A 19,862-nucleotide genomic window follows, 5' to 3' on the forward strand; every position below is an offset into this window, starting at 1 on the left:
CAATGGTCTGCCACAGTCTTTAACGGGGCGCGATCTCCCGGTCTCGCCCGGCGAGCACGCCGCAAATAGCCATTATCACGGCGGCCAGGGCGCAGCCCAGAAGCGGGATCCGCCAGTCTCCCGCGCTATCGTGAATTTTCCCCATCAGCGGAGGGCCGCAGGCGGCGAGCAGATAGCCAATCGACTGCGCCATGCCGGACAGCGCCGCAGCCTGGTGCGCAGAGCTGGCGCGCAGGCCGATGAACGTCAGGCCGAGGATCATCGTTGCTCCGGAGCCAAAGCCAAACACCAGCGTCCACATCACCGCCATGTCAGGCATAAACCATAGCCCCGCCGCGCTTACCGCGCACATCAGCGCCACCGCACCTGCGATCCCCCGCTGATCTTTCAGACGGTGGAGTACCAGAGGAACGGCAAGCCCCGGCACGGCCGTGGCCAGCTGCAACAGCCCGTGCACCGAGCCGGCCTGCGCTTCGCTGTAGCCGTGGCTGAGCAATATCGCCGGCAGCCAGCCGATGATGACGTAGTAAATCAGCGAGTTAATCCCCAAAAAGAGCGTCACCTGCCAGGCGAGGGCCGAGCGCCAGATGGCGCGATTATGCAGCGCGCCAGCGCCCGTTACCGTCGCAACGTGTTTCTGACGCCACTGCGGCAGCCATAGCAGCAGCGCGACCAGCGGAAACGCCATCAGCATCAGCAGCGCGCCATGCCAACCCGCGCTACCCTGCGCCAGGGGAACAATCATCGCTGAGCCAAAGGCCGCCGAGACGCCCATCGTCAGGGAATAGGCTCCGGTGAGTCGGGCTACCTGGCCCGGGAAGTCACGCTTAATTAATCCGGGTAACAGCACGTTACCGAGCGCAATCCCGCAGCCGATGACCGCCGTTCCGATGAAAAGCAGCGCGGCGGAAGGCAGCGAGCGAAGTGCAATTCCGGCGCAAATCAGCAGCAGGGCGACAAACAGGCTGCGCTCCATGCCGATACGTCGGGCAACGCCTGCGGCAAGCGGTGAGACAAGGGCGAAAGCCAGCAGGGGCAGGGTGGTCAGCAGACCGGTTTGCGCTGTGCTTAAGCCATAATCAAGACGAATAGTGTCGAGCAGCGGGGCTGCGCCGGTAAAGGTGACGCGAAGCGTAGTGGCAATCATCAGGATGCCTGCAATTAACAGCGCGCCGTGTTTTCCTGAGGTGCGAATAGCAGTAGTCATTATGTTCTCATACGTTCAAGCGAGCGCACACAATACCGATTTTCCAGGCGGTTGAAATCAGGCTAAAATGACAGTTTATCGCTAAAATCGGACAAACTGATGATTGGTCTGGGACTGGACGGCTATGATCCCGATAGCCAGCACGATGCGGCCGTCGCATTTCGCATCCGCGTGGTGGCGGAGGAACAGTATATTCCCCGACATCATCACCGTAAGGGGCAGCTCATTCTCGCCCTCGGCGGCGCGATCACCTGCGAAGTGGAAAATGCCATGCTGATGGTTCCGCCCCAGTACGCCGTCTGGATCCCCGGCCAGATGCCGCACAGCAACAGGGCCACCCCGGGCGCGCAGCTCTGCTTTTTATTCATTGAACCGGGGGCGGCAAGCTTGCCCGACCGCTGCTGCACCCTGAAAATCTCTCCCCTGGTGCGGGAGCTGATTTTATCCCTGGCGGAAAAATCGCCTGAACAGCTCACTCTTGCGGCCACCTCGCGCCTGGTGGACGTTCTGTTTGACGAGCTGCCGCTCCAGCGTCAGGAGCATCTGCAGCTGCCCGTCTCGCCTCATCCTAAAATTCGGCTGATGAGCGAGAAAATGGCGGAAGAGCCCGCCGCCTGGCAAACGCTGGCGCAGTGGGCGAGCCACTTTGCCATGAGCGAACGCAGCCTGGCGCGGCTGGTGGTGAAAGAGACCGGTTTAAGCTTTCGCCGCTGGCGGCACCAGCTGCAGCTGATCGTGGCGTTACAGCATTTGATTGGCGGGAAATCGGTACAGCAGGTGGCACAGTCACTGGGCTATGACTCGACCACCGCGTTTATCACCATGTTCAGAAAGGGGCTGGGCCAGACGCCTGCGCGATATATGGCCAGCCTGACTAGGACTTCCCGATAAACAGAGAGACAAGGCCTGCCGCAATCAGCGGCCCCACCGGAACGCCGCGAAAGAGCGCCACGCCCAGCACGGTGCCCACCAGCAGACCCGCCACCAGCGAGGGCTGGCTGCTCATCAGCGTAACGCCGCGCCCGCCCAGCCACGAAACAAAAATCCCCACCGCGATCGCCACCAGCGATTTCCAGTTTACAAACGAGTGCAGCAGGGTTGAGGCGGGAAGCGTGCCGCTGGCGATGGGCGCCATTACCCCGATGGTTAAAATGATGATCCCGATGGTGAGGCCTTGTTTTTCTATCCATGGGAAGAAGGTATTTAACGGGGTCACGCGAACAATAATCAGCACCAGAATCGAGATGGCGACGGTGGTGTTATGGCTGACAAAGCCGAGCGCGGCGAGTGCCAGAAGAATGAGCAGAGTAGGGTCAAACATAGGGAATCCTTGCCAGAAAAATTGTGCTATTTACTGTACGCGCAAACGCGGCGGAGGACAGTTTTAAAAAGATTTTGTCGTTGTCATAACCTTGTCATTTACGCGGATTAAAACGAAGGCAGATATCGCAAAAGGGGTCGCCATCATGAACGATCACATGTTTGTGGAAACGCTGATTATCTCCTCATCGTTTTTCGCTATTGCCGTTATTCTCGTCGCCTCCGTGCTGTTTCTGGAAAGAAAAGGCTGACAGGTCGTCAGACATCACGGTTACGCTTTGTGGAAGGTCACCAGCTCAGGACGGGCGATGCGCAGGTAATCCTGGGTATCCATAATTACGGATTTCTCCAGCAGGCCGGCGTTAAAGGCGATTTCGTCAAAACGCTCGAACAGCAGCGGGTCGGCAACCAGCGCCAGATCAGGATGGAAGCTAAAGGGCGGGATCGCGCCGAAAACGCAGGCGGTCAGGGTATCGACCTCAGCCGGGCTGGCGAGGGAGGCCTTCAGCCCGCCAAAATGGCGGGCAAGCTGGCTCAGGTCGGCCTGCAGATCGGCGGCGAGGATAGCCAGAACGTGTTTTTTTACGCCGTTTCCCTTCACCTTGCAGACGAGGGCCTTTGCGCCTTGTCGCAGATCGGTCCCGCGAATTTCACTTACCGCTTCACATTTCCCGACCGCCTCGTGCTCCATGACGCGAAACCGCGCGCCCTGCTCGGTGAGTAAGGTAATCAGCTGCTGGTGGGTGCCTGTTCCAATAACGTCGTCAGTCATAACGATTTTCCCGGTGATAATCCAGTATGCAGCGTTCTACATTAGCACGGGATGAACGGGGTCGAAAGAAAACAGCCAGCGCGTTCGCTGGCTGTTGGATTATGCGTTGCTGGTAGCAGATTGCTTGTGGAACAGCTCCCTGAACACCGGATAAATATCATCCTGGTCACGGATATGCTGCATGGCAAAATTATCGAACATTGCTTGCAGATGTTCATACTCCCGCCACAGGGTCTGGTGCGCGCGACGGGTAATTTCGATATAGCTGTAGTAACGCACCACCGGCAGAATTTTCTTCGCCAGAATCTCGTGACACAGCGGTGAGTCATCGGCCCAGTTGTCGCCATCGGACGCCTGCGCGGCATAAATGTTCCACTGCGCCGGGTCGTAACGCTCTTTGACCACTTCATCCATCAGCTTCAGAGCGCTTGATACGATGGTCCCGCCGGTTTCCTGAGAGTAGAAGAACTCATGCTCATCCACCTCCTTCGCCTGGGTGTGGTGGCGGATATAGACCACCTCTACGTTCTTATAGGTTCTGCTCAGGAAAAGGTAGAGCAAAATATAAAAACGCTTCGCCATATCCTTGGTTGCCTGGTCCATCGAGCCGGACACGTCCATCAGACAGAACATCACCGCCTGGCTGGAGGGCTCAGGGCGTTTTTCGTAGTTCTTGTAGCGCAGGTCAAAGGTGTCGATAAACGGGACCCGTTCGATCTTCGCCCTCAGCTCTGCAATCTCTTTACGCAGGCGCTCCTCTTCCAGCAGTTGCGCCGGTTCCGTGTTTTCAACCACCTTCAGGCTGCTCTCCAGCTCGCGCAGCTCGCGCCGTTTTCCTGCCGTCATGGCCGTGCGTCGCGCCAGCGAATTCTGCAGCGAACGTACGACGCTGATGTTGGCGGGTACGCCGTTGGCGGTGTAGCCCGCGCGGTGGGTTTTATATTCATTAAGCTGACGATGCTGATTCTTTTTCAGATTCGGCAGCGCCAGGTCTTCGAACAGCAGGTCGAGATATTCATCTTTTGAAATCTGGAAGACAAATTCGTCCTGACCTTCACCGTCCTGGCTGGCCTGTCCCTGACCGCTTCCTGAACCACCGCCGCCGCCCTGAGGGCGCTCAATTCTGTCGTTCTGAACGAAGTGGTCATTACCTGGGTGTACGCGATGGCGCAGGCCGCCTCGCCCCTGATGAAACATCGGTTCGCTGATGTCATCGGTGGGGATGGAGACAGACTCGCCGCTGTCGACGTCGGTCACCGAGCGTTTGTTGATGGCCTCGGAGATAGACTGTTTAATTTGCGCTTTATAACGACGCAAGAAGCGCTGGCGGTTCACCGTGCTCTTGTTTTTGCCGTTAAGACGCCGGTCAATAAACCAGGTCATATACCCCCCGTACTGCATTTGCCAACTTGCATTTTGTAGGCCCGGCAGGCTCTAAGCGCCACCGGGCACTTGTTTTTAAGACGATTTACGCACGCGCAGATACCATTCGCAGAGCAGGCGGACCTGCTTGCGGGTGTAGCCTTTTTCCATCATACGGTCGACAAAGTCGTCGTGCTTTTTCTGCTCATCGGTTGAGGTTTTGGCGTTAAACGAGATCACCGGCAGCAGCTCTTCGGTATTGGAGAACATTTTCTTCTCAATGACCGTGCGCAGCTTCTCGTAGCTGGTCCAGTTCGGATTGCGCCCGTTGTTATGCGCTCTGGCGCGCAGGACGAAGTTCACAATCTCGTTACGGAAGTCTTTCGGGTTGCTGATCCCGGCAGGTTTCTCGATTTTCTCCAGCTCCGCGTTCAGGGATTCACGGTCAAACAGCTGGCCGGTATCAGGGTCGCGGTACTCCTGATCCTGGATCCAGAAGTCAGCATAGGTGACGTAACGGTCGAAAATGTTCTGCCCGTATTCTGAATAGGATTCCAGGTAGGCCGTCTGGATCTCTTTGCCAATGAACTCGGCGTATTTCGGGATCAGGTAACCTTTGAGGAACTCAAGGTAGCGTTCAGCCTGCTCCTGCGGGAACTGCTCGCGTTCGATTTGCTGCTCCAGCACGTAGAACAGATGAACCGGGTTGGCCGCCACTTCCGCATGGTCGAAGTTAAAGACGCGGGAGAGGATCTTAAACGCGAAACGCGTGGACAGACCGTTCATCCCCTCGTCGACGCCAGCGTAATCGCGGTACTCCTGATACGACTTCGCTTTCGGGTCGGTATCTTTCAGGCTTTCACCGTCATAGACGCGCATTTTCGAATAGATGCTGGAGTTTTCCGGCTCTTTCAGACGCGAAAGGATGGAGAAGCGCGACAGCGTTTCCAGTGTTCCCGGTGCGCAAGGAGCGTGCACCAGCTCGCTGTGGTTAAGCAGTTTCTCGTAAATTTTGATCTCTTCGGAGATCCGCAGGCAATAAGGCACCTTGACGATGTACACGCGGTCAAGGAAGGCCTCATTGTTTTTGTTATTACGGAAGGTCACCCATTCAGATTCGTTCGAGTGGGCGAGAATAATCCCGTTAAACGGCAGGGCGGAGATACCTTCCGTCCCGTTGTAGTTGCCTTCCTGGGTAGCCGTCAGCAGAGGATGCAGCACTTTAATCGGTGCTTTAAACATCTCGACGAATTCCATAATCCCCTGGTTCGCACGGCACAGCGCGCCTGAGTAACCGTAGGCGTCCGGATCGTTTTGCGCGAAGTTTTCCAGCTTACGGATATCGACTTTACCTACCAGAGCCGAGATATCCTGGTTGTTCTCATCACCCGGTTCTGTTTTGGCGATGGCGATCTGCTCAAGGATAGACGGCCAGACCTTCACCACGCGGAATTTGGTGATGTCGCCACCAAACTCATGCAGGCGTTTTGCCGCCCACGGCGACATGATGGTCCCGAGATAGCGACGCGGGATGCCATACTCTTTATCCAGAATCTGCGCGTCTTCCTGCGGATTGAACAGGCACAGCGGATGGTCGTTCACCGGGCTGCGTTCACCGTTGGCGCTCAGCACATAGATAGGGACGCGCTGCATCAGCGACTTCAGGCGTTCAGCCAGCGAGGATTTACCGCCACCCACCGGGCCGAGTAAATAGAGGATCTGTTTCTTCTCTTCCAGACCCTGAGCGGCATGCTTCAGATAGGAGACAATCTGTTCGATGGCATCTTCCATACCATAGAACTCTTCAAACGCCGGGTATCGGGCGACCACCCGATTCGAAAAGAGACGGGAAAGCCGGGGTTCCAGGGCAGTGTCAACCATGTTTGGCTCACCAATAGCCATCAATAGCCGTTCTGCCGCATTGGCATAGGCACTGCGATCTTGCCGACAGATGGTAAGAAACTCCTGCAGTGTGAACTCTTCGTCCTTGGCAGCTTCATAGCGCTGGCGATAGTGATCGAATATATTCATGGCATGCCGTCCTTTCGTTTTTTAGCACAGGATAAGAGCCGTTCGTATGAGTAGTGGAGGCTCCCGGAAGAGAATCTCTCGCACCTCACTGCCAGAGCAGCAACCTGTGTGCCAGGTCAGACGCTAAGAACCGCAGGGTGTTCAGGAAAACTCTTCTTAAATTAAAGCGTAGATGGCATTTGCAAAACTTGCATGCCCAGAAAATCTACTTTCAATGACATATCAATAACTCATCCAAAAATTTCCACTGTCGTTATAAGACAAATGCACGTTTTTCATTCAGTGGTCATATAAATGAAAGCAGGTTGTCATCTGATAAGTTAAAAATAATGGGTTAATCGGACTGATTAGCAGGCAAAAAATTTTGGGATGTACGGGAATGGCGGTTACACTTCATCCGCTGATTATTTGACTACAGGAAAGAATGGATTGTGACCAAACTCAAACTTCTGGCATTAGGCATCTTTGCCGCGACCGCAGTGAACACCGCACAGGCGGAAAGTCAGTGGACGGTTGGCGCGGGTGTTGGCGTCATTAACAGCCCGTATAAACAGTATGACCGTGATGTTTATCCTGTTCCCGTTATCACCTATGAAGGCGACAACGTCTGGTTCCGCGGGCTCGGCGGCGGCTACTATCTCTGGAACGATAAGGCCGATAAGCTCTCCATCATGGCCTACTACGACCCAACGCACTTCAAGCCGGGTGACAGCGACAGCCATGCGCTTCGCCAGCTCGACAAGCGTAAAAGCACCATGATGGCCGGGCTCTCCTATGTACATAACACCGAGTATGGCTTCCTGCGTACGGCCCTGGCGGGTGATACGCTGGATAACAGCAACGGCTTTATCTGGGATCTGGCGTGGTTGTACCGCTACACCAACGGCGGGCTCACCCTGACGCCGGGTATCGGTGTGCAGTACAACAGCGAGAACTACAACGACTACTATTACGGCGTCTCTAAAAACGAGTCACGCCGAAGTGGTCTGAAAAGCTACAGTGCAGATGACGGCTGGGATCCTTATCTGGAGCTGACCGCGAGCTACAACTTCCTTGGCGACTGGAGCGTGTACGGTACCGGCCGCTATGAGCGTCTGAGCGACGAAGTGAAGGATAGCCCGATGGTCGATAAGTCCTGGGCAGGCATCTTCTCTGTGGGTGTGAGCTACAAGTTCTGATTGCGCACTAATATCGTGCAATTGATGCATTAAAACGGGGCGCTTGCGCCCCGTTTGCTTTAGCGTGGTGCAGAGAATTTATCGCTTAACAATGCGAATCGTCTGCCCTAAACGAGACGGTTTTTCTTCACTCGCTTTCTGCGGGTTGGTCACGCGAGCCGTTTCCACGCAGACAAACGTTTTATACCCATCATCCGTCATGTCGGCCATGCTGACGGACAGCGCCGGACCCGGGTTCCAGCCCACCACGTCGCTGTGATGATGATGAACCACTTCAATGCCGCGGTTCAGGGCGCCGTCGCGGATCACGCTGCACGCTTCCGGGTGCAGGTAAACGCGGTCGGTACGGTCAGGGAATGCCTGAACGCCGTCGCTCAGTTTGCCTTCTTTCGCGTTATCGACTTTATCAATATAGGTATCGCCAAGGCCGCTCACCTTCACGGCGCTGATATCACCCACGTTGAAATAGGTGTGCAGGGCAGAGGTGGTTTCGAACTCGCCGTGAGCTTCCAGTTCGATTTCACAGGTTTTACCCAGTTTGAAGCGGGCATACAGGGTGAAATCGTGCGGCCAGAGGGCGCGGGTTTCATCGTTTGCCTGCAGCTCAAAGGTCAGCGCTGCGCCGTTGTCATCTTCGTTATGCGCTTTCAGCGTCCACTGCTGGTTGCGGGCAAAACCGTGAGACGGCAAACCCGGCTGTGCGGACGGGCCGAACCACGGCCAGCAGATCGGCACGCCGCCGCGAATAGCCGCCCCTTTTTTGAAGGAGGTCGCATCGCTCAGCCACAAACCTTCGGCTTCACCTTCCGGTTTCCAGGAGAGCAGGTGAGCGCCGTTCAGCGCCACGGACGCTTTAACACGCGGATGGTCAACGACGATGATATCAGCACCGTCAATCTGACGGCGGGAGAGCACAGGGGTAAGCTGTTCGACTACCGGAAGTGCAAAAATTTTATTAATCATTAAGCAATCCTCTGTCTTATAAATAAAAAAAGGCGACCGAAGTCGCCTTTTTGGATCAAGCACTCATCTCAACTTATTTAGAGATGTGAGCGATCAGGTCCAGTACTTTGTTAGAGTAGCCAGTTTCGTTGTCGTACCAGGAAACCAGTTTAACGAAGTTGTCGTTCAGTGCGATACCTGCTTTAGCATCAAACACGGAAGTGCAGATTTCGCCGTTGAAGTCGGTAGAAACAACGTCGTCTTCGGTGTAGCCCAGAACGCCTTTCATTGCGCCTTCGGAAGCAGCTTTGATTGCTTTCTTAATTTCTTCATAAGAAGCAGCTTTTTCCAGACGAACGGTCAGGTCAACAACGGATACGTTAGGAGTTGGAACGCGGAACGCCATACCAGTCAGTTTGCCATTCAGTTCTGGCAGTACTTTACCTACAGCTTTAGCAGCACCGGTAGAGGATGGGATGATGTTCTGAGCCGCGCCACGGCCGCCGCGCCAGTCTTTGTGAGACGGGCCATCAACGGTTTTCTGAGTAGCGGTGGTTGCGTGAACGGTAGTCATCAGACCTTCGATGATGCCGAAGTTGTCGTTGATAACTTTAGCCAGCGGTGCCAGGCAGTTGGTGGTGCAGGATGCGTTAGACACGATATCCTGGCCAGCGTAAGTTTCGAAGTTTGCACCACGAACGAACATTGGGGTGTTGTCTTTGGAAGGACCAGTCAGAACAACTTTCTTCGCACCCGCAGTGATGTGTTTACGTGCAGTTTCGTCGGTCAGGAAGATACCGGTTGCTTCAGCAACAACGTCAACACCGATTTCGTTCCATTTCAGGTTAGCTGGGTCTTTTTCAGCAGTAACGCGGATGGTTTTGCCATTAACAACCAGGTGGCCGTCTTTCACTTCAACGGTGCCGTCGAAACGACCGTGAGTTGAGTCGTACTTCAGCATGTACGCCATGTATTCAGCGTCCAGGAGATCGTTGATACCAACGATTTCGATGTCAGAACGTTTCTGAGCAGCACGGAAAACAATACGGCCGATACGGCCAAAACCGTTGATACCTACTTTGATAGTCATATATTCCACCAGCTATTTGTTAGTGAATAAAAGGTTGCCTGTAAAATTACAAAAACCTTACGCAGCGTCAAGCGGAATCGTGTCAATCATTGCGACAAATCAATCCTGTGACTAACGTTTGTGCGACTGACTCGCCTCACTTTCCCTTTGAGCTTGCACCCATATGGGGGCTGAGCCGGGATTTTAAAGTCCTCGCAGGATAAAAATGTGAACATGATCACAATTGCCTGACCGCTTATTCGCGACACATAAGTTTAGATCAAAAGTGCACGCAAGGGTGTTAATGTTTTGTTAGAATCCGGGTTGAAAGATGTCTGTTTCTACAGCGAGATGTAAGCATATGTCGAACCAACGTAACCCTGACGATTTGAAAAAAAACCTCACAGAAATGCAGTTTTACGTGACGCAGAATCACGGAACGGAACCGCCGTTCACCGGGCGTTTACTGCACAACAAGCGAGACGGCGTCTACCACTGTCTGGTCTGTGATGCCCCGTTGTTCAATTCACAAACGAAATTTGATTCTGGCTGCGGCTGGCCGAGTTTTTACGAGCCGGTGAGCGATGAGGCCATCCGCTACCTGACCGACTCGTCGCACGGCATGGTGCGCACGGAAATTCGCTGCGGCAACTGCGATGCGCACCTTGGGCACGTCTTCCCGGATGGCCCACAGCCTACGGGCGAGCGTTTCTGCGTAAACTCTGCCTCAATGAGCTTCACCGATGATGAGAACGGTGACCAAATTAAGGGTTGAAAAAACGATTCAGCAAATTATTCCTTTGAAAGGGCGCGAGTGTGAATATTGATGACATGATTAGCGGCATGACGCCGGAAATTTATCAGCGTCTGGTGACCGCCGTAGAACTGGGAAAATGGCCCGACGGCGTCGCGCTGACGCCGGAGCAAAAAGAGAACAGTTTGCAGCTGGTGATGCTGTGGCAGGCGCGCAATAACACCGACGCGCAGCACATGACGATCGACACCAAAGGCCAGATGGTGATGAAGAGCAAGCGCGAGCTGAAAGAAGACTTCGGCATCACGCCGAAGCCGATTGCGACGATGAAAATGCAATAACGGTGCGGGTTGATGCCCTCTCCCACAGGGAGAGGGCGTAAAAGACTACGCCTGCGTTTCCAGCCAGTCTTCGAGCGTATACAGCGTTGCGCCTTCCGCAGCCATATCCATAAACGCCTGAGCGCTGTCCTGCGGATGAATGTTTACCCCGCGGCAGCCGTCGGTGATGACGCTGACGGTATAACCTAACTGGAGCGCGTCCAGCACGGTAAACTTCACGCAGTAATCCGTCGCCAGGCCCAGCACGATCAGCTCCGTGATTTCGTGATGACGTAACCACGCGTCCAGCGCCGTTTTCTGGCGATGCCCGTTATCAAAAAACGCGCTATAGCTGTCGATAGCCGGGTTTTCACCTTTATGGAACACCGCGTCGACGGCTTTCTGATTCAGGAGCGGATGCAGCTCCGCGCCTTCCGTCTGCTGTACGCAGTGATCCGGCCAGAAGGTTTGCGCCAGCCCGTCGAGTTCACCCTGAGTGAAAGGCTCGACGTTGTGCTGGCTGGCAAAGCTGCCGTGGTTCGCCGGGTGCCAGTCCTGGCTTGCGACAACCGCTTCGCCGCGGGCTTTGCACCAGTCAATCAGCGTGTTTGCCACGTCAACGGTGCTGTCACCTTCGGCGACGGCCAGCGCACCGCCCGCGCAGAAATCATTTTGCAAATCGACCAGTAGCAGGGCGCGTTGCTTCATGAGCACTCCTTATTCGTCCGGGGTCAGCTCGCCGCGCAGGTTTTGCATCATCGCGTTGCGAATGGACTGAATGTCCAGATCCTGACTCAGTAAATAGTGAAGTTTAGTCAGCGTTGCCTCAACGGTCATATCGAAGCCGCTAATAACCCCTGCATGCGCCAGCGCGTTGCCGGTGGCATAGCCGCCCATATTCACTTTACCGGACATACACTGGGTCAGGTTCACGACCACAATTCCGCGCTCGCTGGCTTCCTGGAGCTCTTTCAGGAATTCGCTGTTCTGCGGGGCATTACCTACGCCATAGGAGCGCAGAATCAGCGCTTTCACCGGCTGGCGGAGGAAGTTACGCACTACGTCGGCAGAGATACCCGGGTAGATAGTGACCACGCCAATCGGTTGCGGAGTGATCGGATGCACGATCAGCTCGCCGGCGGTGTTCGGCGCAGGCGGCGTGCCCAGACGACGGATATGAATTCCGGCCTCCAGCAGCGGCTGCAGGTTAGGGGAGGCGAAGGCGTCAAAACCGTCAGCATGGGCTTTGGTGGTGCGGTTGCCGCGATACAGACGGTTATTAAAGAATAGCGACACTTCGTTGATCGGATAATTCGCCGCCACGTACAGGGAGTTCAGCAGGTTGATCTGCCCGTCCGAGCGCAGCTCCGCCAGCGGGATTTGCGACCCGGTGACGATAACCGGCTTGCTCAGGTTCTCCAGCATAAAGGAGAGCGCCGAGGCGGTAAACGCCATGGTGTCGGTGCCGTGCAGGATCACGAAGCCGTCGTACTGGTCGTAATGGGCTTTAATGTCATCCGCGATGTGCTGCCAGTCTTCCGGCGTCATGTCGGAGGAGTCCATCAGCGGCTCGTATTCGTGGATGGTGAAGTCAGGCATTTCCGGACGGTGGAATTCCGGCATCAGCGCAAGCTGACGCTGAAGGTGGCCGGAGACAGGGATATAGCCGTTTTCAGAGCGCTGCATACCGATGGTACCGCCAGTGTAGGCTACATAAATCGATTTCTTCTGCATGGTAGTGAGTTCTTGTTCTTCAAAAGAAAAAAATCCCCTCTTCGCGGGAAGAGGGGACGGTTTTTAACGGACGTTAGCGCAGGTCAGGCAAAACGCGTAACGACTCTGTGGATCGTTAAAGGCCGCGAGCTTATCGCTTTCCGCCTTCATCGCTTTCGCTGCCGTGGCGACCGGCGCAGGCAGGTAAGCCTGCATCGCCTCCGGCAGCATGGCGCGTACCGAGCCGGACATGCTGTCCATGACCATATCGAAGAACGAAGGCTCGTCCTGGTAATACTCGATATGCCATTGCTTGAGCTTCGCCAGCTCGGCGGCTTTTTTCACCGCGTCATCGAAGTCGCCCAGGCTGTCCACCAGACCGTTGCTCTTCGCATCCTGGCCGGTCCAGACGTGGCCCTGCGCGATCTGGTCGATCTGCTCAGGCGTCTTTTTACGCGAGTCCGCTACCAGGGTGATAAAGCGCTTATAGCCGTTCTCAATGCTGAGCTGCATCATCTCAGAGACTTCTGGCGGCAGGGATTTGGTCACCGACACATCAGCCAGCGGAGAGGTGGCCACGCCATCGGTATGCACGCCCAGAGAATCCAGGCTGTTTTCCACGGTGTTGATCACCCCGAAGATGCCAATCGAACCGGTCAGCGTGCTTGGGTTGGCCACGATGTAGTTGGCTGGCGTTGAGATCCAGTAACCCCCGGAGGCGGCCATTCCGCCCATGGATACGACGACCGGCTTGCCGGCGGCACGCGCCGCAGCCAGTTCAGCGCGGATCACCTCGGAGGCGCTGACGCTGCCGCCAGGGCTGTTCACCCGCAGGACGATCGCTTTCACTTTCGGATCCAGGCGAGCATCGCGGATTTGTGACGCGGTAGTATCGCCGCCCACGTTCCCCGGAGTCTCCTGGCCGTCCATGATGGCGCCGTTGGCAAACACCACCGCGACGCTGTTACCGCTGTCATCAGGCTTTTTCGTCGAGTAATCATACATGCTGATGGCGCTGTAATTTTTGTCCTCTTTGCTCCAGCCAAACTGTTTGCTAAGGGATTTTTCAATCTCGGCGCTGGTGCCCAGGGCATCAACCAGTTTGTTATCGAGCGCATATTTTGCGGTATCACCGTCAACCTTACGCAGGCCATCCAGCACGCCCTGTGCGCCCGGGAACGCCTGCTCAGGCGTAATCTGGCGGTTGGCGGCAACGGTGCCGAGATAGTTCTGCCACAGCTCGCCAATCCAGCGGCTGTCCGCTTCACGGGCGGCTGGAGACATGTCGTCGCGGATAAACGGCTCGACGGCGGATTTGTACGTGCCGACGCGGAAGACGTGGGTGGTAACCTTAAGCTTGTCGAGCAGGGATTTATAGTACAGGCCGTTGGTGGCAAAACCGTGCAGATCCACCGTCCCCTGTGGGGAGAGCCAGATCTTATTGGCGAAGCTCGCCAGATAATATTGCCCCTGGCTGTAGCTGTCGCCTACGGCAATCACCGGCTTGCCGCTGTCGCGGAATTCGCGCAGCGCTTTACCGATGTACTGCATCGACGGCTGATCGCCTCCGGCAAAATCTTTCAGATCCAGCACGATCCCGGTGATGTTCCGGTCGTCTTTCGCCTGGCGGATGGTATCGACGATATCGAACAGGGAGTTTTCCTGCAGACGGTCTGACGTCGCGCCAAACAGCTGGCGGCTGATTGCCCCCAGACGGTTGCTGGCGGACGGTTTATCAACGATAACGCCGGTGATATCGAGTAACAGGGCCCCGCGAGTCGAATGCTGCGCCTGATTCGCGTTGCTGATATGCATCCAGATGCCCGCGCAAACCAGAACCAGCAGGATGAAGAAGATGTTCATCACCAGGTTGCGGACGAAGTTGAGCAGTCTCCACGTCCATTTAAAGAAACCGGCAATGATTCGCCAAAGGGTTCGCATGTATTCTCCCTAACCAGAAAATGACTGTTTCCGTCGCCACTGGACGGTAATGTTGGGTTATCGTAATGACCCAACCGCCACTTGTCAGCAGGAATCGCCTGCCAGGCTGTAACAAAATCTGCGGTCGTGTTAATTTTGTGAGTAAATTTCAAGAAAGGAGTTAACCAATGGACGCACTCGAACTGCTTGTTAACCGCCGTAGCGCTTCCCGTCTGGCCGAACCAGCCCCGGCAGGCGAGCAGCTGGAGAACATTCTGCGTGCCGGCATGCGTGCCCCCGATCACGGCACGCTGCAGCCGTGGCACTTCTTTGTGATTGAAGGCGAAGGCCGCGATCGTTTCAGCCAGCTGCTGGAGCAGGGCGCGATTGCCGCCGGGCAGGATGAGAAAGGTATCGACAAGGCGCGCAATGCCCCGTTCCGCGCCCCGATGATTATCGCCGTCGTGGCGAAATGCCAGGCTGACCATAAGGTGCCGGTCTGGGAACAGGAAATGTCCGCAGGCTGTGCGGTGATGGCGATGCAGATGGCCGCCGTCGCGCAGGGCTTTAACGGTATCTGGCGTACCGGTGCGCTGACCGAAAGCCCGGCGGTCCGTGACGGTTTTGGCTGCGGTGAGCATGACAAAATTGTCGGTTTCCTCTATCTCGGCACCCCGCAGCTTAAAGCCTCCAGCACCATCAGCATTCCGGACACCACGCCTTTCGTCAGCCATTTCTGATAACGCACCTGAACTGTCTGGATTCTGAGCATCTGCCGCAGAATTCAGACAGTCATACTTACCTCTTTATGGAATGAGCGCTACCATAGCGCGATTGAGATGACAGGAGACGTCCATGAGCGAGCAAACCATTCGTTTAACGCAGTACAGCCACGGAGCCGGTTGCGGTTGTAAAATTTCGCCGAAAGTGCTGGAGACCATCCTGCACAGTGAACAGGCGAAGTTTGTCGACCCGAACCTGCTTGTCGGCAACGAAACGCGTGACGATGCTGCAGTTTATGACTTAGGTAACGGCACAAGCATTATCAGTACTACCGACTTCTTTATGCCGATTGTCGACAACCCGTTCGACTTCGGGCGCATTGCGGCCACCAACGCCATCAGCGATATCTTCGCGATGGGCGGTAAGCCGATCATGGCGATTGCCATTCTGGGCTGGCCGATCAACACCATCCCGCCGGAAGTGGCCCGTGAAGTGATTGATGGCGGTCGTTTTGCCTGCCAGCAGGCGGGGATTGCGCTGGCCGGTGGACACTCTATTGATGCGCCGGAGCCAATCTTTGGCCTGGCCGTTACTGGCGTAGTGCCGACCGAACGCGTGAAGCGCAACAGCACCGCGCAGGCGGGCTGCAAACTGTTCCTCACCAAGCCGCTGGGTATTGGCGTGCTGACCACCGCCGAGAAAAAATCCCTGCTGAAACCGGAGCACAAAGGTCTGGCAACCGAAGCCATGTGCCAGATGAACCTCGCCGGTGCGGCGTTTGCCAATATCGACGGCGTGAAGGCGATGACCGACGTCACCGGTTTTGGTCTGCTGGGGCACCTCTCTGAAGTGTGTCAGGGCGCGGGCGTGCAGGCGCAGGTCTGGTATCAGGACGTGCCGAAGCTGCCGGGCGTGGAGGAGTATATTGCTCAGGGCGCGGTGCCGGGCGGTACCCAGCGCAACTTCGCCAGCTACGGTCACCTGATGGGCGAAATGCCTGCGGAGTGGCGCAACCTGCTGTGCGATCCGCAAACCTCCGGCGGCCTGCTGCTGGCGGTCACGCCGGAATCGGAAGCCGAGGTTCAGGCAACGGCCGCCGAGTTCGGCATCACCCTGACGGCAATCGGCGAGCTGGTGACCGCGCGCGGCGGTCGTCCGATGATTGAGATCCGTTAATTCGATGCGGTTGTTTATTGCCGAAAAGCCGAGCCTGGCCCGCGCCATCGCTGATGTGCTGCCTAAACCGCATCGCAAAGGTGACGGTTTTATCGAATGCGGTAACGGGCAGGTGGTCACCTGGTGTATCGGTCACCTGCTTGAGCAGGCGCAGCCGGATGTCTATGACAGCCGCTACGCCCGCTGGAATTTAAACGATCTCCCCATCGTGCCGGAAAAATGGCGCCTGCAGCCCCGACCTTCAGTCACCAAACAGCTCAACGTGATCAAGCGCTTCCTGCATGACGCCGCTGAAATCGTGCACGCAGGTGACCCGGACAGGGAAGGGCAGCTGCTGGTGGATGAGGTGCTGGACTATCTTGAGCTGGCGCCGGAAAAGCGCCAGCAGGTGCAGCGCTGCCTGATCAACGACCTCAACCCGCAGGCCGTCGAGCGGGCGATTTCGCGCCTGCGTGCCAACAGCGAATTTATTCCGCTGTGCGTCTCGGCATTAGCCCGCGCCCGCGCCGACTGGCTGTACGGCATCAATATGACCCGCGCCTACACCATACTCGGGCGCAACGCGGGCTATCAGGGCGTGCTCTCCGTGGGGCGCGTGCAGACGCCGGTGCTGGGGCTGGTCGTGCGTCGTGATGAAGAGATTGAGAACTTCGTCGCCAAAGATTTCTTTGAAGTGAAAGCGCATATCGTCACGCCTAAGGACGAGCGCTTTACCGCCGTCTGGCAGCCGAGCGATGCCTGCGAATCTTACCAGGATGAAGAGGGGCGCTTGCTGCACCGTCCGCTGGCGGATCATGTGGTTAACCGCATTACCGGCCAGCCGGCTATCGTCACCAGCTATAACGATAAACGGGAATCAGAACCCGCGCCGCTGCCGTTCTCTCTGTCGGCCCTGCAGATTGAGGCCGCGAAGCGCTTTGGCCTCAGCGCGCAGAACGTGCTGGACATCTGCCAGAAGCTCTACGAAACCCATAAGCTCATCACCTACCCGCGTTCGGACAGCCGCTATCTGCCGGAAGAGCACTTTGCCGGTCGCCACTCGGTGATGAACGCCATCGGCGTGCACGCGCCGGATCTGCTCCCGCAGCCTGCGGTAAACCCGGACACCCATAACCGCTGCTGGGATGATAAAAAAGTCGATGCCCACCACGCGATTATCCCGACGGCCCGCGCCAGCATCGTCAACCTGACCGAGAACGAAGCGAAGGTCTATCACCTGATTGCCCGTCAGTACCTGATGCAGTTCTGCCCGGACGCGGTATTCCGCAAGTGCGTGATTGAGCTTGAGATTGCCAAAGGTAAGTTTGTCGCCAAAGCGCGTTTCCTCGCAGAAGCGGGCTGGCGTACGCTCCTCGGCAACAAAGAGCGTGATGAGGAGAACGACGGCACGCCGCTGCCGGTGGTCGCCAAAGATGACGAACTGCTGTGCGAGAAGGGCGAAGTGGTTGAACGTCAGACCCAGCCTCCGCGCCATTTCACCGATGCGACGCTGCTGTCGGCGATGACCGGGATCGCCCGGTTCGTTCAGGATAAAGATCTGAAGAAGATCCTGCGCGCCACCGACGGTCTGGGAACGGAAGCGACGCGAGCGGGGATCATCGAGCTGCTCTTTAAGCGCGGCTTCCTGGAGAAAAAGGGACGCTATATCCACTCAACGGAGCCGGGCCGGGCGCTAATCCACTCTCTGCCGGAGCTGGCCGCCAGGCCGGACATGACCGCGCACTGGGAATCGGTGCTGACGCAGATCAGCGAGAAGCAGTGCCGCTATCAGGACTTTATGCAGCCGCTGGTCGGGACGCTTTATCAGCTGATCGATCAGGCGCGCAGCACGCCGGTGAAAACGTTCAGAGGCATGGTTGCGCCCGGTGGCGGCGCGAAGAAACCGTTCAAGAAGAAAAAGAGCGCGGCCTGACACACGTTTTTCTCCCCTCTCCCGGTGGGAGAGGGCCGGGGTGAGGGCACCCGGCCGCACGCGATAAACCTTAAATCACGCCCTGACCAATCATCGCATCCGCCACCTTCACGAACCCGGCGATATTCGCCCCGCGCACGTAGTTGGTTTGCGACGCCTCGCCGCCGTACTCCACGCAGGCATGGTGAATATCCAGCATGATGTGGTGCAGGCGCGCATCCACTTTCTCCGCCTTCCAGCCGAGACGTGCGGCGTTTTGCGCCATCTCGAGGCCGGAGGTCGCCACGCCGCCCGCGTTAGCAGCCTTGCCCGGCGCAAACAGCACGCCCGCTTCCAGGAACAGGTCCGTCGCATCGATAGTGGTCGGCATATTTGCCCCTTCGGCCACCGCTTTTACGCCGCTGCTAATCAGGGTACGCGCGGCGTCCGCATCCAGCTCGTTCTGCGTGGCGCACGGCAGGGCGATATCCACCGGAACGCCCCACGGCTGTTTCCCTTCCAGGTAGGTCAGGCCAAACTCCCGGGCATAATCCGCCACGCGGCCATCGCGGCTGGCTTTGATTTCACACAGGCGCGCCAGCTTCTCTGCCGTGAAGCCCGCTTCATCCACCACCGTGCCGCTGGAATCAGAGGCGGTCACCACGCGAGCGCCAAGCTGCATCGCTTTCTCAATCGCGTACTGCGCCACGTTACCGGAGCCGGACACCGCGACGCGCATGCCTTCAAAGCCTAAACCGTGACGCTTGAGCATCGCCTCGGTGAAGTAAACCAGGCCGTATCCTGTCGCTTCCGGGCGGATCAGGCTCCCGCCAAACGACAGCCCCTTGCCGGTAAAGACGCAGGCGCTGTTGTTGGATAGCTTTTTCATCATCCCGGCCATAAAGCCCACTTCACGTCCGCCCACGCCGATATCACCGGCAGGAACGTCGGTATCCGGGCCGAGGTGGCGGTAGAGTTCGGTCATCAGCGCCTGGCAGAAGCGCATCACTTCCCCTTCGCTTTTGCCTTTCGGGTCGAAATCGCTGCCGCCTTTCCCGCCGCCCATCGGTAGCGTGGTGAGGGCGTTTTTAAAGGTCTGCTCGAAGCCGAGGAATTTCAGAATCGACAGGTTCACGGACGGATGAAAACGCATGCCGCCCTTAAACGGGCCAATCGCCGAGTTAAACTGAACGCGCCACGCGCGGTTAACCTGTACCTGGTTGCGATCGTCAACCCACGTCACGCGGAACTGGATCACGCGCTCTGGCTCGATCATGCGTTCAAGCAGAGACATCTGGCGATAACGCGGGTTTTGTTCAAGGAAGGGCCACAGGGTGGTCATAACTTCACGCACGGCCTGAGCGAACTCGCTTTGGTGCGGGTCGCGCTGCTGAACATGGGCAAGGAAACTTTCCAGAGAGCGTGTCTGATCCATAGATATAAGAACCTCTTATCGTATTTTATGTGTATTACTTATGCGATTT

Annotated in this window: 19 protein-coding genes; 8 read left to right on the forward strand and 11 right to left on the reverse strand. The window is 56.7% G+C overall.

Annotation, left to right across the window (positions count from 1 at the left end):
• Window positions 1–19: 19 nt before the first annotated feature.
• Window positions 20–1,207 carry a CynX/NimT family MFS transporter gene (locus tag ACMWLG_RS02345; protein ID WP_023311250.1) on the reverse strand — a complete coding sequence of 396 codons (1,188 nt, stop codon included), beginning with the start codon at window positions 1,205–1,207 and terminating at the stop codon, window positions 20–22.
• 99 nt (window positions 1,208–1,306) lie between these two features.
• Between ACMWLG_RS02345 and ACMWLG_RS02350 the strand changes: the two genes are divergently transcribed.
• Window positions 1,307–2,098 (forward strand): AraC family transcriptional regulator, encoded by a 792-nt coding sequence (locus tag ACMWLG_RS02350; protein WP_045401558.1) that lies wholly within the window; start codon window positions 1,307–1,309, stop codon window positions 2,096–2,098.
• On the opposite strand, the gene ACMWLG_RS02355 is transcribed toward ACMWLG_RS02350, so the two are convergent.
• A complete protein-coding gene (locus ACMWLG_RS02355) occupies window positions 2,082–2,528 on the reverse strand; it encodes a DUF441 domain-containing protein (protein ID WP_024908579.1) in 447 nt (148 codons plus the stop codon). The genes ACMWLG_RS02350 and ACMWLG_RS02355 overlap by 17 nt on opposite strands.
• Window positions 2,529–2,673: 145 nt before the next feature.
• On the opposite strand from ACMWLG_RS02355, the gene yoaI reads away from it, so the two are divergent.
• On the forward strand, window positions 2,674–2,778 hold the full coding sequence (gene yoaI, locus ACMWLG_RS02360) for a small membrane protein YoaI (RefSeq protein WP_010430055.1): 105 nt from the start codon (window positions 2,674–2,676) through the stop codon (window positions 2,776–2,778).
• 20 nt (window positions 2,779–2,798) lie between these two features.
• Here the strand turns inward: yoaI and ACMWLG_RS02365 are convergent, their stop codons facing one another.
• The 3 genes from ACMWLG_RS02365 to yeaG all read right to left on the reverse strand — a co-directional run bounded on the left by ACMWLG_RS02365 (window position 2,799) and on the right by yeaG (window position 6,692).
• Complete coding sequence (locus ACMWLG_RS02365; RefSeq protein WP_023311253.1) at window positions 2,799–3,299, reverse strand: YbaK/prolyl-tRNA synthetase associated domain-containing protein; 501 nt, start codon at window positions 3,297–3,299, stop codon at window positions 2,799–2,801.
• Between the two features lie 99 nt (window positions 3,300–3,398).
• The gene (locus ACMWLG_RS02370; protein WP_032651499.1) at window positions 3,399–4,682 is read right to left on the reverse strand and encodes a YeaH/YhbH family protein; all 1,284 of its coding nucleotides are present in this window, start codon (window positions 4,680–4,682) and stop codon (window positions 3,399–3,401) included.
• Between the two features lie 75 nt (window positions 4,683–4,757).
• Window positions 4,758–6,692 carry a protein kinase YeaG gene (gene yeaG, locus ACMWLG_RS02375; protein WP_008500713.1) on the reverse strand — a complete coding sequence of 645 codons (1,935 nt, stop codon included), beginning with the start codon at window positions 6,690–6,692 and terminating at the stop codon, window positions 4,758–4,760.
• A gap of 431 nt (window positions 6,693–7,123) precedes the next feature.
• Between yeaG and ACMWLG_RS02380 the strand changes: the two genes are divergently transcribed.
• On the forward strand, window positions 7,124–7,870 hold the full coding sequence (locus tag ACMWLG_RS02380) for a MipA/OmpV family protein (protein WP_023311255.1): 747 nt from the start codon (window positions 7,124–7,126) through the stop codon (window positions 7,868–7,870).
• A gap of 78 nt (window positions 7,871–7,948) precedes the next feature.
• Here the strand turns inward: ACMWLG_RS02380 and ACMWLG_RS02385 are convergent, their stop codons facing one another.
• Both ACMWLG_RS02385 and gapA read right to left on the reverse strand, forming a co-directional pair.
• Entirely contained in the window at window positions 7,949–8,833 is an 885-nt protein-coding gene (locus ACMWLG_RS02385; RefSeq protein WP_045401555.1) for a D-hexose-6-phosphate mutarotase, read from the reverse strand.
• 73 nt (window positions 8,834–8,906) lie between these two features.
• Window positions 8,907–9,902, reverse strand: coding sequence for a glyceraldehyde-3-phosphate dehydrogenase (gene gapA, locus ACMWLG_RS02390; RefSeq protein ID WP_023311257.1), 996 nt, complete (start codon window positions 9,900–9,902; stop codon window positions 8,907–8,909).
• A 340-nt stretch (window positions 9,903–10,242) separates the two neighbouring features.
• Here gapA and msrB point away from each other — a divergent pair, with 340 nt between their 5' ends.
• Both msrB and ACMWLG_RS02400 read left to right on the forward strand, forming a co-directional pair.
• Window positions 10,243–10,656 (forward strand): peptide-methionine (R)-S-oxide reductase MsrB, encoded by a 414-nt coding sequence (gene msrB, locus ACMWLG_RS02395; RefSeq protein WP_008500710.1) that lies wholly within the window; start codon window positions 10,243–10,245, stop codon window positions 10,654–10,656.
• Between the two features lie 56 nt (window positions 10,657–10,712).
• Window positions 10,713–10,976, forward strand: a complete 264-nt coding sequence (locus ACMWLG_RS02400; protein ID WP_196238666.1) for a YeaC family protein — start codon at window positions 10,713–10,715, stop codon at window positions 10,974–10,976.
• Window positions 10,977–11,021: 45 nt separating this feature from the next.
• Here the strand turns inward: ACMWLG_RS02400 and pncA are convergent, their stop codons facing one another.
• From pncA to sppA, 3 genes are all read right to left on the reverse strand, one after another.
• Entirely contained in the window at window positions 11,022–11,663 is a 642-nt protein-coding gene (gene pncA / locus ACMWLG_RS02405) for a bifunctional nicotinamidase/pyrazinamidase (RefSeq protein ID WP_023311259.1), read from the reverse strand.
• Window positions 11,664–11,672: 9 nt separating this feature from the next.
• Window positions 11,673–12,689: an asparaginase gene (gene ansA, locus ACMWLG_RS02410; protein WP_045401552.1), complete on the reverse strand. Its 1,017-nt coding sequence runs from the start codon at window positions 12,687–12,689 to the stop codon at window positions 11,673–11,675.
• 63 nt (window positions 12,690–12,752) lie between these two features.
• Window positions 12,753–14,609, reverse strand: a complete 1,857-nt coding sequence (gene sppA / locus ACMWLG_RS02415; protein WP_045401549.1) for a signal peptide peptidase SppA — start codon at window positions 14,607–14,609, stop codon at window positions 12,753–12,755.
• Between the two features lie 167 nt (window positions 14,610–14,776).
• Between sppA and ACMWLG_RS02420 the strand changes: the two genes are divergently transcribed.
• The 3 genes from ACMWLG_RS02420 to ACMWLG_RS02430 all read left to right on the forward strand — a co-directional run bounded on the left by ACMWLG_RS02420 (window position 14,777) and on the right by ACMWLG_RS02430 (window position 18,399).
• Window positions 14,777–15,328 (forward strand): NAD(P)H nitroreductase, encoded by a 552-nt coding sequence (locus ACMWLG_RS02420; protein WP_045401546.1) that lies wholly within the window; start codon window positions 14,777–14,779, stop codon window positions 15,326–15,328.
• A 115-nt stretch (window positions 15,329–15,443) separates the two neighbouring features.
• Complete coding sequence (gene selD / locus ACMWLG_RS02425; protein WP_045401543.1) at window positions 15,444–16,487, forward strand: selenide, water dikinase SelD; 1,044 nt, start codon at window positions 15,444–15,446, stop codon at window positions 16,485–16,487.
• Between the two features lie 4 nt (window positions 16,488–16,491).
• Window positions 16,492–18,399, forward strand: a complete 1,908-nt coding sequence (locus ACMWLG_RS02430) for a DNA topoisomerase III (RefSeq protein WP_045401540.1) — start codon at window positions 16,492–16,494, stop codon at window positions 18,397–18,399.
• A gap of 70 nt (window positions 18,400–18,469) precedes the next feature.
• On the opposite strand, the gene gdhA is transcribed toward ACMWLG_RS02430, so the two are convergent.
• Window positions 18,470–19,813 (reverse strand): NADP-specific glutamate dehydrogenase, encoded by a 1,344-nt coding sequence (gdhA, locus tag ACMWLG_RS02435; RefSeq protein WP_045401537.1) that lies wholly within the window; start codon window positions 19,811–19,813, stop codon window positions 18,470–18,472.
• Window positions 19,814–19,862: the final 49 nt, after the last annotated feature.

The sequence above is a fragment of the Enterobacter sp. 01-M-02-SI-ECC genome (assembly GCF_047530595.1).
In the GTDB taxonomy this organism is placed as follows: domain Bacteria; phylum Pseudomonadota; class Gammaproteobacteria; order Enterobacterales; family Enterobacteriaceae; genus Enterobacter; species Enterobacter cloacae_M.

Coding starts and splice junctions, on each gene's coding strand:
- ACMWLG_RS02345 (WP_023311250.1), bottom strand. CDS start 1,207: ATGACTACTGCTATTCGCACCTCAGGAAAACACGGCGCGCTGTTAATT.
- ACMWLG_RS02350 (WP_045401558.1), top strand. CDS start 1,307: ATGATTGGTCTGGGACTGGACGGCTATGATCCCGATAGCCAGCACGAT.
- ACMWLG_RS02355 (WP_024908579.1), bottom strand. CDS start 2,528: ATGTTTGACCCTACTCTGCTCATTCTTCTGGCACTCGCCGCGCTCGGC.
- yoaI (WP_010430055.1), top strand. CDS start 2,674: ATGAACGATCACATGTTTGTGGAAACGCTGATTATCTCCTCATCGTTT.
- ACMWLG_RS02365 (WP_023311253.1), bottom strand. CDS start 3,299: ATGACTGACGACGTTATTGGAACAGGCACCCACCAGCAGCTGATTACC.
- ACMWLG_RS02370 (WP_032651499.1), bottom strand. CDS start 4,682: ATGACCTGGTTTATTGACCGGCGTCTTAACGGCAAAAACAAGAGCACG.
- yeaG (WP_008500713.1), bottom strand. CDS start 6,692: ATGAATATATTCGATCACTATCGCCAGCGCTATGAAGCTGCCAAGGAC.
- ACMWLG_RS02385 (WP_045401555.1), bottom strand. CDS start 8,833: ATGATTAATAAAATTTTTGCACTTCCGGTAGTCGAACAGCTTACCCCT.
- gapA (WP_023311257.1), bottom strand. CDS start 9,902: ATGACTATCAAAGTAGGTATCAACGGTTTTGGCCGTATCGGCCGTATT.
- msrB (WP_008500710.1), top strand. CDS start 10,243: ATGTCGAACCAACGTAACCCTGACGATTTGAAAAAAAACCTCACAGAA.
- ACMWLG_RS02400 (WP_196238666.1), top strand. CDS start 10,713: ATGATTAGCGGCATGACGCCGGAAATTTATCAGCGTCTGGTGACCGCC.
- pncA (WP_023311259.1), bottom strand. CDS start 11,663: ATGAAGCAACGCGCCCTGCTACTGGTCGATTTGCAAAATGATTTCTGC.
- ansA (WP_045401552.1), bottom strand. CDS start 12,689: ATGCAGAAGAAATCGATTTATGTAGCCTACACTGGCGGTACCATCGGT.
- sppA (WP_045401549.1), bottom strand. CDS start 14,609: ATGCGAACCCTTTGGCGAATCATTGCCGGTTTCTTTAAATGGACGTGG.
- ACMWLG_RS02420 (WP_045401546.1), top strand. CDS start 14,777: ATGGACGCACTCGAACTGCTTGTTAACCGCCGTAGCGCTTCCCGTCTG.
- selD (WP_045401543.1), top strand. CDS start 15,444: ATGAGCGAGCAAACCATTCGTTTAACGCAGTACAGCCACGGAGCCGGT.
- ACMWLG_RS02430 (WP_045401540.1), top strand. CDS start 16,492: ATGCGGTTGTTTATTGCCGAAAAGCCGAGCCTGGCCCGCGCCATCGCT.
- gdhA (WP_045401537.1), bottom strand. CDS start 19,813: ATGGATCAGACACGCTCTCTGGAAAGTTTCCTTGCCCATGTTCAGCAG.